The sequence below is a fragment of the Candidatus Hakubella thermalkaliphila genome (genome assembly GCF_013281975.1).
In the GTDB taxonomy this organism is placed as follows: domain Bacteria; phylum Actinomycetota; class Humimicrobiia; order Hakubellales; family Hakubellaceae; genus Hakubella; species Hakubella thermalkaliphila.
The window spans coordinates 885-10,221 of the sequence record NZ_BLRZ01000071.1; the positions used below are offsets into that span (position 1 = coordinate 885).

A 9,337-nucleotide genomic window follows, 5' to 3' on the forward strand; every position below is an offset into this window, starting at 1 on the left:
TGGGAACTGACAATGGGGAGGGAAGTGTGCCAGTTGTCGGTTCAGTCTCCCCTCCAGGGAGTGATCTGTCAGACCCGGTTGTCCAGTCGACTTTGAGATTGGTTAAGGTGTTTTGGAGCCTGGAGGACCGTCTGGCCTACGAGCGTCACTTTCCTGCTATAAACTGGCTTACCAGCTACTCACTCTATTTGGAGAGGATGGAGGAGTACTGGGGCCGCGTAGTAGCACTCGACTTTAAGTCAATAAGAGAGGAGGCTATGAAGATTCTTCAGCGGGAGTCGGAGCTGAAAGAGATCGTAAGGCTGGTGGGAATAGATGTGCTCTCTCCCCAGGATAGAATTCTCATGGAGACGGCGAAGTCGATACGGGAAGATTTCCTGCAGCAGCACGCCTTCGATCCCAATGACACCTACACGTCTCTAGAGAAGCAGTACCGTATGTTGAAGCTGATAATAAGCTTTCACCAGGTCTCCCTAAAGGCACTTGAAGAGGGAAGGGCTCTGGGGGAGATCCTGGAGGCAAAGATCAAGGAGAGGATAGCGAGAGCAAAGTTTATCCCAGAGGGAAAACTGGAGGAATTCGACCATATAGAGAGAGAAATCACAAGAGAGCTGCAAGTTTCCCTCACGGGGAGGGTTTAGATATGCTGAGAGAATACCTGACCATGAGAGATATTGTCGGACCCCTGGTCCTGGTGGAGGGGGTGAAGGGTGTAAAGTATGAGGAACTTGTTGAACTCGAATTTCCCGATGGATCGAGGAGCAGGGGCAATGTTCTTGAAGTTTCCAGGGACTATGCTCTGGTGCAGGTTTTTGAGGGTACCCGCGGACTTAACACCACTCAGACCAGGGTGAGGTTTATCGGTAAGAGCCTTGAATTCGGCGTTTCCCGAGATATTCTGGGAAGAGTCTTCGATGGTCTTGGGCACTCCATAGACGGAGGTCCGGAAATAATTGCCGATAAGTATCTGGATATCCACGGTGTTGCTATGAACCCTTGCGCCAGGGACTATCCGACGGACTTCATCCAGACCGGGATATCGGCCATTGATGGCTTAAACCCTCTTGTCAGAGGACAAAAGCTCCCCATATTTTCGGGATCTGGTCTGCCCCATCCTCGGATGGCTGCCCAGATAGCCCGCCAGGCAACAGTTCTGGGGAAGGAGGAGGAGTTTGCTGTAGTATTTACGGCCATGGGCATCACCTTTGAAGAAGCCTACTACTTCATCTCCGAATTCAAGAAGACGGCAGCGATCGAAAAAGCGGTCATATTCATAAATCTTGCCGACGACCCGGCTGTTGAGAGAATATCCACTCCGCGGGTAGCCCTGACCGCAGCAGAGTATCTGGCTTTTGACCTGGATATGCACATCTTAGTGATTATGACGGACATGACCTATTACTGCGAGGCGCTCAGGGAGATTTCCGCCGCTCGTAAGGAGGTCCCTGGCCGAAGGGGGTACCCGGGTTACCTTTACACAGACCTGGCAACTATTTACGAGAGGGCCGGGAGGATAAAAGACAGAAAGGGGTCGATTACTCAGATACCTGTGCTTACCATGCCCGAGGATGATAAGACCCATCCCATACCTGACCTTACCGGTTACATTACAGAAGGGCAGATAATGCTGAGCAGAGATATTCATAGGAAGGGTATATACCCCCCTATCGACATTCTTCCCTCTCTTTCCCGGTTGAAGGAGAAGGGTATTGGAGAAGGGAAAACAAGGGAGGACCATTCAGCGCTTTCTAATCAGCTTTTTGCCGCTTACGCCAGAGGCAGTGAGGCCAAGGAACTCATGGTTATTCTAGGCGAGGCTGCCCTGACCGAAGAGGACAAAAAATTCGTGGAGTTTGCCGACCAGTTTGAGGGAAATTTCATCGCCCAGGGCGAGTATGAAAACCGGACCATTGAGGAAACTCTGGATCTGGGCTGGAAGCTTCTGCGGCTTCTCCCGAGGGAAGAGCTTAAGAGGGTATCGGAGGCCCAGATCGAAAGGTATCTTGAGGCGAAAAAGGAGCAAAAGATACCAGTTCTGGTAACAGGAGACGAAAGTGCCCCTAAAGATTAGCCCTAACCGAATGGAGCTTTTAAAACTGAAAAAGAGGGCTGAGATGGCGAAAAGGGGGCACAAGCTTCTCCGGGACAAGCTCGACGAGCTGATGAAGAACTTTATGGCTATCCTGGATAGAATCATAGAGGTCAGGAGACGGGCGGAGGAGGAACTTAAAGAGAGCTACACTCTGTCTGTCCTCACCCGGGGCCAGATGTTGGGCGGAGAGCTCCAGGAGTCGATTCTCTACCCCAGGCTGAGACTAGGGGTGGATATCAGGGAGAAAACTCTTCTAAATGTACGCATCCCTGAGATAAGTCTCCAGGAAGAGGGGGAGGTCGACTGCTACAGCCTGGCCTTGACTCCGGCAATCCTCGATACAACGGTTCTTCAGATGGAAAAGACCCTTTTCTTGCTTGGGGAGCTGGCGGAGGTTGAAAAGACAGCCGAGGTCCTGGCCGAGGAGATCGAGAAGACAAGGAGAAGGGTTAACGCCCTGGAATATGTTCTTATACCACAACTGCAGGATAACATTAAGTTCATAACCATGAAGCTTGATGAGATAGAGAGGGAGTCGAGAACAAGGGTGATGAAAGTAAAGGAGATGCTGGAAGAGGAGAGGGCGAGAGAATTCTGGTCCTAGCAGAACCGCTTTCAGTTTGCCTCTTGACCCTGTTTAAGACAGAGATTTCGATGAATTTGTGTCTTTTATGCCAGAATACTTCTTGAATAGGAGGATACCTTGTTTGAAATTCTGTGGATAGCACCGGTTATTGGTGGGGCAGCTCTTGTATTTGCAGGTTATCAGGCCCATATGGTAATGAGACAAAGTCCTGGAAACTCCGATATGATAGATATTTCTACCTCCATCCAGCAAGGCGCAAGGGCTTTTCTTAGGAGAGAGTATAAAATCCTCTTCATGTTTGTCCTCTTTATGTTTACTCTCATCTGGTGGACCATCGGGATTTTGACTTCTGTTGCCTATCTTCTCGGTACTGCATCTTCTGCCCTGGCCGGGTTCATTGGTATGACTATCGCTACCAAAGCAAACGCCAGGACAGCTCAGGCAGCCTATGAGAGGGGCGTCGCCGCCCTAATAGTCGCCTTTAGGGCAGGAAACGTGATGGGCATGTCCGTTGTCGGCCTCGGTTTGATAGGACTTGGTATGGTGGTTCTTTTGTTCAGGCACTCTGAGATTATAAACGCCTTCGCCCTGGGCGCCAGCTCTATTGCTCTTTTTGCTCGTGTCGGCGGTGGCATTTTCACCAAAGCGGCCGACGTGGGAGCGGACCTGGTCGGCAAATTGGAGTCGGGTATACCAGAAGATGATCCGAGAAACCCGGCCGTGATAGCCGACTTGGTCGGCGATAATGTGGGAGACGTTGCCGGAATGGGAGCTGATCTCTTTGAGTCCTATATCGGAGCTATAGTGGCTCCTCTAATTATTGCTGTAGCGCTGGGAATGGAGCCCTTCGCTGTTACTCTGCCTCTGTTTCTTGCCGGCGCCGGTATTATATCATCTGTATTGGGATCACTTTTCGTACGAACAAGCGAACGTCGTAGTCTCTCCACATCACTAAACATGGGAATCTATGTAAGCTCTGCCCTGATGATTCTAGCTACCTTCCTACTAATACAGTGGTGGGGAGCAGATAAAATGGGCTACTTCTGGTCCATAATTGTGGGCCTTTTGGCTGGGGTTATCATCGGGAAAATTACAGAGTACTACACTTCGTATGAGTACACACCAGTTAAGGAAATAGCCCAGTCGGCCCAAACAGGTGCTGCTACCACCATCCTGGCCGGATTTGCAACGGGAATGCGCAGCACGGCTCTCCCTATGCTTGCTATTGTCAGCGCTATGCTAATAGCCTATTTCACGGGTGAGATAGCGGGATATGGCATCTATGGAGTTGCCCTCTCCGCCGTGGGGATGCTCTCCATAACCGGGATGGCCGTCTCTATCGATGCCTACGGCCCAGTAGCCGACAACGGAGGAGGTATAGCAGAAATGGCCAAACTCCCTCCCGAGGTCAGAAAGATTACTGACAGTCTTGACAGTATCGGCAACACAACCGCAGCTATAGCTAAAGGTTTTGCCATCGGCTCTGCCGTACTTACCGCTATAGCCCTTTTCGTGGCCTACAGCGCGGTCACCGGGCTCGAGTTTATGGACATAATGAATCCGAGTGTTCTGAGCGGGCTGTTGATTGGCGCCATGCTGCCCTTTCTCCTTTCCTCCCTTACCGTGAAGGCGGTAGGACGGGCTGCCTTCCATATGGTCGAGGAGGTTAGGAGACAGTTCAGAGATAGGCCGGGTATTCTTAAAGGAACAGAAAAACCTGATCCGGCTGGCTGCGTTGACATAAGCACAAAAGCAGCACTCAAAGAAATGGTGGTGCCTGGAGTTCTTGCCATCGCCGCCCCCTTCCTGGTCGGAATGCTTCTCGGCCCCGACACTCTCGGCGGAATGCTTGCCGGAACTCTGATAACAGGCTTTTTAATTGCTGTTATGATGGCTAATGCGGGAGGCGCCTGGGACAATGCCAAGAAGTTCATAGAAAAAGGCGAGTACGGCGGAAAAGGCACTCCAGCACACGCGGCTTCAATCGTGGGTGACACAGTAGGAGACCCCTTCAAAGATACAGCAGGTCCCTCTATGAACATTTTCATAAAATTAATAAGCATTGTTTCCCTTACCTTTGCTCCTCTCTTTGTAAGGTATGGTGGTATCATAGGCAGGTATCTCGGTTTTTAGGGACATGTTGGCTCAAGTGAGCATCTAGCCGAACAACAAACATCCTCATTTGTCTCTCAACTGTCTGGTCCCGGCAGGGGTTGAGCAAACAGGCAAACCGTTCGGATTGTCCTAATTGAGGGTGCATTTAGAGGGCTGTCCTCTAGCAATGCAAAATCTAAGCCTGGGACGAAGATCGTAGCAAGGCTGCAAAGAACTCTAAGACGTCGGTGTTGACAAGCCTGGCCAGTTAATCTATAGTCACAATTCAGGTAGCTCTCGGAGAAATAGTAAGGACTTAATCACAAATATAGATTCATAACCGTTAGCCGAATTCTTCTCCAGGAAGCGGGGGAACCAATTGCGGGGTGAAGTCCTGGCGAGGACGGGAAACCTTCTATTCCTGACCCGTCAGCTAACTTCGTAGGCTTGATAGAAGGAGACTATCTGCGCAGACCACAGATAACCTCTGTGGTTTTTATTTTTGCCAGTAAGTCAGCAATGGAAGAGTTTATGCAGTTCATATAAAAGTTAAGTAAAGGGAGGTGTTGGGGGAATTAGTTCCTCAAGGTAGAATCCCCGACCTCTCGCAGGAGGGGGAAGACAATGTACGTCGTAGTAGTAGGCTGCGGACGGGTAGGCTCTCAGTTGGCTACTCTTCTGGCTTCCGAGGGCCATGATGTGGCTGTGGTCGATGAGTCCACAGACTCTTTTAAGAGGCTGGGAGCTACATTCAACGGGCTTGTGGTCCAGGGGATGGGATACGATGAGGACATCTTGAGGCAGGCCGGCATCGAGCAAGCCGATGCGCTGGCCGCCGTTGCCAATTACGATAATGCAAATTTAGTTACAGCTGACGTAGCCACCAGGATTTTTAATGTTCCTAAAGTAGTGGTTAGATTAGATAATCCTGAACATGAGAAAAGTTATCAGAAGATAGGGGTGGATTACGTATGTGGCACCAAAATGGTAGCTACTGCCATCCTCAATCATCTCCATAAGGGTACCTTCCGCCACCATGTGGCCCTTCCCTCAGCAGATATAGCGGTGGTGGAGTTTATGGTAGGGGAGCTGGTTGAAGGCAAGACAGTGAAGGAAATGGAGATCCCGGCCACTTTAAGGATTGCCAGCATTGTCAGAAACGATACTTACATAATCCCTGACGGGAGCACCCCGCTTCATAAGGGTGATCTTGTGGTGGCGGCAGCCAGAAAGGGAGCATTTTCCCAGATAAAGTCTTTTTTGACCACTCAGGAGGCAAAGAAGTAGATGTTCATAATCATAGTGGGAGGAGGCAAGGTCGGAGCCTTTCTGGCCAAGGAGCTCCGCTGCCGGGGACACAGCGTCGTGGTAGTGGAAAGAGACAAACAGAAGTGCGAAAAGATAGCCAGCGAGACCGACGTTATGGTAATCAATGGAGATGGCTGTGATGAGCGGTACCTTGAAGAGGCTCAGGTCGAGCGAGCCGACGTCCTGGCTGCCGTTACCGGGGACGATGATGACAATTTGGTGGCCTGTCAGTTGGCCCAGAGCACCTTTAATGTGCCCAAGATTGTGGCCCGGGTTAATAATCCCAAAAACGAGCACATTTTTCAAAAGATGGGTATCAGGGCCGTCAGCAGTACCACCGTAATTTCCCGCCTCATCGAAGAGGAAGCGACTATTGACGACATAATTACCCTTTATACTCTCTCTAAGGGAAGCCTGGCCATTGTGGAGCTTCTTTTACCGGAGGATCGATGCATAGTCTCCAACAAAGCGGTTAAAGATCTGGGCCTCCCCCCGGGCTGCATTCTGGTAGCTATCATTCGCGGTGACGGAGTCATTATTCCTCGGGGAAGTACCATTCTGCAGGAAGGGGACAACATAATTGCCGTCACCAAGACGGAAAAGGAAGAGCAGCTAAGGCAGATTCTGCTCGGCTAGCGATCACCTGATGGATACAGTTGTTAAATAGGTCCTACGTACCCAGCAAATAGCCAAGATTTTCAAGGTTCACGGGTGACGGCCCCCCGTAATGAAAATTAGTAAGGAATCTTCCTTGAAAGATCGGATCAGAATACGGGAGCAGGAGTAGCTTGATGTCTGGTAACAGCGAAAGACTCAGAAGATATGGACGCTATATGGCAGGTATAGCGACGGAAATAGGCATGGCCGCCTTCATCATCCTGGTGGCCCTGGTTATTATCTTCGTAGCCACGGGGATTTCTCGATGATTCTGCGCCCCGGACTTAAGGACTTCCAGGTGGTGGGCCTCTATGTGGGTAAGGTGGTCATAGGCATTGGTCTTCTTATGACTGTCCCTCTTTTAGTCTCCCTCTATTTCCAGGAATGGAATGCCACCATTGACTTTGCTATAGGCATTTCTGCCTGTCTTCTCTTCGGTTATTTTATGGAGTTCTTATGTTACACTCGTAGAGATTTGACCTGGACGCACGGAATGGTGGTGGCCGCTCTAGCCGGGCTGGTGGCAAAGGTCTTTGCGGCCATCCCCTACCATTTGAGTGGACACTTCCCTTCCTTTCTGGACGCTACCTTTGATGCCATAAGCGGCATGACTACCACTGGTCTCTTTGTCCTCAATGATCTTGACCACATTTCTAATGCCCTGAATATGTGGCGACATTTGATAACTTTTGCTGGAGGTCAGGGAATAATCGTGGTGGCTCTTATGTTTATGATCAGGGGCACCTCAGGCGCTTTTAAGCTTTACGTTGGAGAGGCAAGAGAGGAGCGACTGCTGCCCAATGTGATCCAGACGGCCCGGGCTATTGGGTTCATAAGTCTTACTTACCTGGTGATAGGGACTGCGGTTCTATGGGTATTAAATGTCAGAGAAGGTATGTCTCCGGAGAGAGGATTTTTTCATGGACTCTGGCTTTTTATGGGAGCCTGGAGCACGGCCGGGTTTGCTCCCCAGTCCCTTAATCTTCTCTACTACCATAGCCTCCTCCTGGAGCTGGCCACCATGGTTCTTTTTATCATCGGATCCTTTAACTTTGCCCTCCATTATGCGGTTTGGAGAGGTGACCGTCGGGAGATTTATCGCAACCTGGAGATCATTTCCTTTAGCATTACCGTAGCCATTACTTTTACTCTGGTGGTAATAGGATTAACTCAGCTTAATATTTACCCTGATGCCATGAGCCTTTTCAGAAAAGGGTTTTATATTCTCATCTCTGGACACACCGGCACAGGCAATCAGACCATCTTTGCCCGGCAATTTGTAAACAATTGGGGACCGCTGGCCATGCTGGGTGTGACCATGGCTATGGCCATAGGGGGCAGCGCCTGCTCCACCTGCGGAGGGATAAAAGGCCTGCGGATGGGCATCCTCTTTAAGAGCCTCAGCTATGAGCTCAGGAGGCTGATTTCTCCGGAATCATCGGTCGTCGTGCAGAAGATCCACCATATCCGGGATACCATTCTGGATAATAGAATGGCCCGGGCCGCCATGTTCATCACTATTTGCTTCATTTTTATTAACTATGGTCTGGGCACCATCGTGGGGGTACTTTACGGTTATCCCCTATCTGAGGCCCTGTTTGAGGCGGTATCAGCGGGCAGCACTACCGGACTTTCTGTCGGCATCACTTCCTCTTCCATGCCCACGCTCCTGAAGGTGGTCTATATGTTTCAGATGTGGGTCGGCCGTCTGGAGTTCATGGCTGTGTTCGCTCTCTTCGGGTTTGTTTTTGCTGCGGTGAGGGGTGAGTGAGGTGGTGCTGTTGTTCGCCCTTGCTCTTTTGGCTCTGGTTATGTCCCCCGGGCTGGCTTCTGCCCAGGTTGTCTCCAGCTCGGAGCTGATTGAGAACTCCGCTAAATTCGACGGTCAGGTGATTATTTTCAGAGGGGAAGTTGTGGGGGATATTTTAAGGCGAGGAGAGTACGCCTGGATCACCGTGAACGATGATGCCTACAGTCGCCACCCGGTAAGAGAAGGGGGAAAGCTGGTGGGAGGAAATCAAGGATTTGGCATCTGGGTTCCTCTGGAAGAAACCGGGGAGATCAGACATATAGGAGGATACAGGCATAGAGGGGATATAGTGGAAATAGTGGGAATCTTCAATCAGTCCTGTCCTCAGCATGGCGGAGATATGGACATTCATGCCCTGGAGCTTTCGGTTATCCAGCCCGGCCGCTCTTACCAGGAAATACCAAATGTAAGGCGTGCCCTGGTGGCTTTGCTTTTGATGGTTCTGTCTCTTACCATGTTCTGGCTCAACAGGTGGAAACGGAAGCGCACTCCGCTTCCTTGAGCTCTGGACCGGTCAGTTCGAGCCCAGATTATGTATTCTGTGTCTTATGGTGGAACTTCAGAGGCAATTTTCCGGTCTGGTTGCCTCAGATAAGAATCTAGCCCAAAAGCAGTCTTGACTTGCAAACTTAGTGATGTAATAATAGTCGAGGTCAAAAAGCAACCCATGAAACCGTCATGCCACAACTGGCACAAAGGAACATGAAAATTAAGATGCATTTTCAGAGGAAAGAGTTCGACATAGCAGATATGGAGCTATAGAGTGTCAAAGATGTTGGGGAAGCTCCGA

9 protein-coding genes and 1 riboswitch are annotated in these 9,337 nt (G+C 50.3%); all 9 genes read left to right on the forward strand.

Annotation, left to right across the window (positions count from 1 at the left end; translation table 11 throughout):
* Nucleotides 1-641: ATP synthase beta subunit C-terminal domain-containing protein (locus tag HW443_RS13350; RefSeq protein ID WP_320411533.1), on the forward strand; the 641-nt coding region annotated here is incomplete at its 5' end.
* A gap of 2 nt (nt 642-643) precedes the next feature.
* On the forward strand, nt 644-2,071 hold the full coding sequence (locus tag HW443_RS07385) for a V-type ATP synthase subunit B (RefSeq protein ID WP_176230870.1): 1,428 nt from the start codon (nt 644-646) through the stop codon (nt 2,069-2,071).
* A complete protein-coding gene (locus tag HW443_RS07390; protein WP_176230871.1) occupies nt 2,055-2,696 on the forward strand; it encodes a V-type ATP synthase subunit D in 642 nt (213 codons plus the stop codon). Before HW443_RS07385 ends, HW443_RS07390 begins: the two co-directional genes overlap by 17 nt.
* A 99-nt stretch (nt 2,697-2,795) precedes the next feature.
* Entirely contained in the window at nt 2,796-4,811 is a 2,016-nt protein-coding gene (locus tag HW443_RS07395; RefSeq protein WP_176230872.1) for a sodium-translocating pyrophosphatase, read from the forward strand.
* Between the two features lie 296 nt (nt 4,812-5,107).
* Nucleotides 5,108-5,235, forward strand: a riboswitch (cyclic di-AMP (ydaO/yuaA leader).
* Nucleotides 5,236-5,396: 161 nt separating this feature from the next.
* A complete protein-coding gene (locus HW443_RS07400; RefSeq protein ID WP_176230873.1) occupies nt 5,397-6,059 on the forward strand; it encodes a potassium channel family protein in 663 nt (220 codons plus the stop codon).
* The gene (locus HW443_RS07405) at nt 6,060-6,716 is read left to right on the forward strand and encodes a potassium channel family protein (protein ID WP_176230874.1); all 657 of its coding nucleotides are present in this window, start codon (nt 6,060-6,062) and stop codon (nt 6,714-6,716) included.
* Nucleotides 6,717-6,871: 155 nt separating this feature from the next.
* A complete protein-coding gene (locus HW443_RS13355; RefSeq protein ID WP_258188961.1) occupies nt 6,872-7,006 on the forward strand; it encodes a hypothetical protein in 135 nt (44 codons plus the stop codon).
* Nucleotides 7,003-8,508, forward strand: coding sequence for a TrkH family potassium uptake protein (locus tag HW443_RS07410; protein ID WP_176230875.1), 1,506 nt, complete (start codon nt 7,003-7,005; stop codon nt 8,506-8,508). The genes HW443_RS13355 and HW443_RS07410 overlap by 4 nt, the downstream gene beginning before the upstream one ends.
* 1 nt (nt 8,509) lies before the next feature.
* Nucleotides 8,510-9,049: a hypothetical protein gene (locus HW443_RS07415; protein WP_176230876.1), complete on the forward strand. Its 540-nt coding sequence runs from the start codon at nt 8,510-8,512 to the stop codon at nt 9,047-9,049.
* The last annotated feature ends 288 nt before the right edge of the window (nt 9,050-9,337 follow it).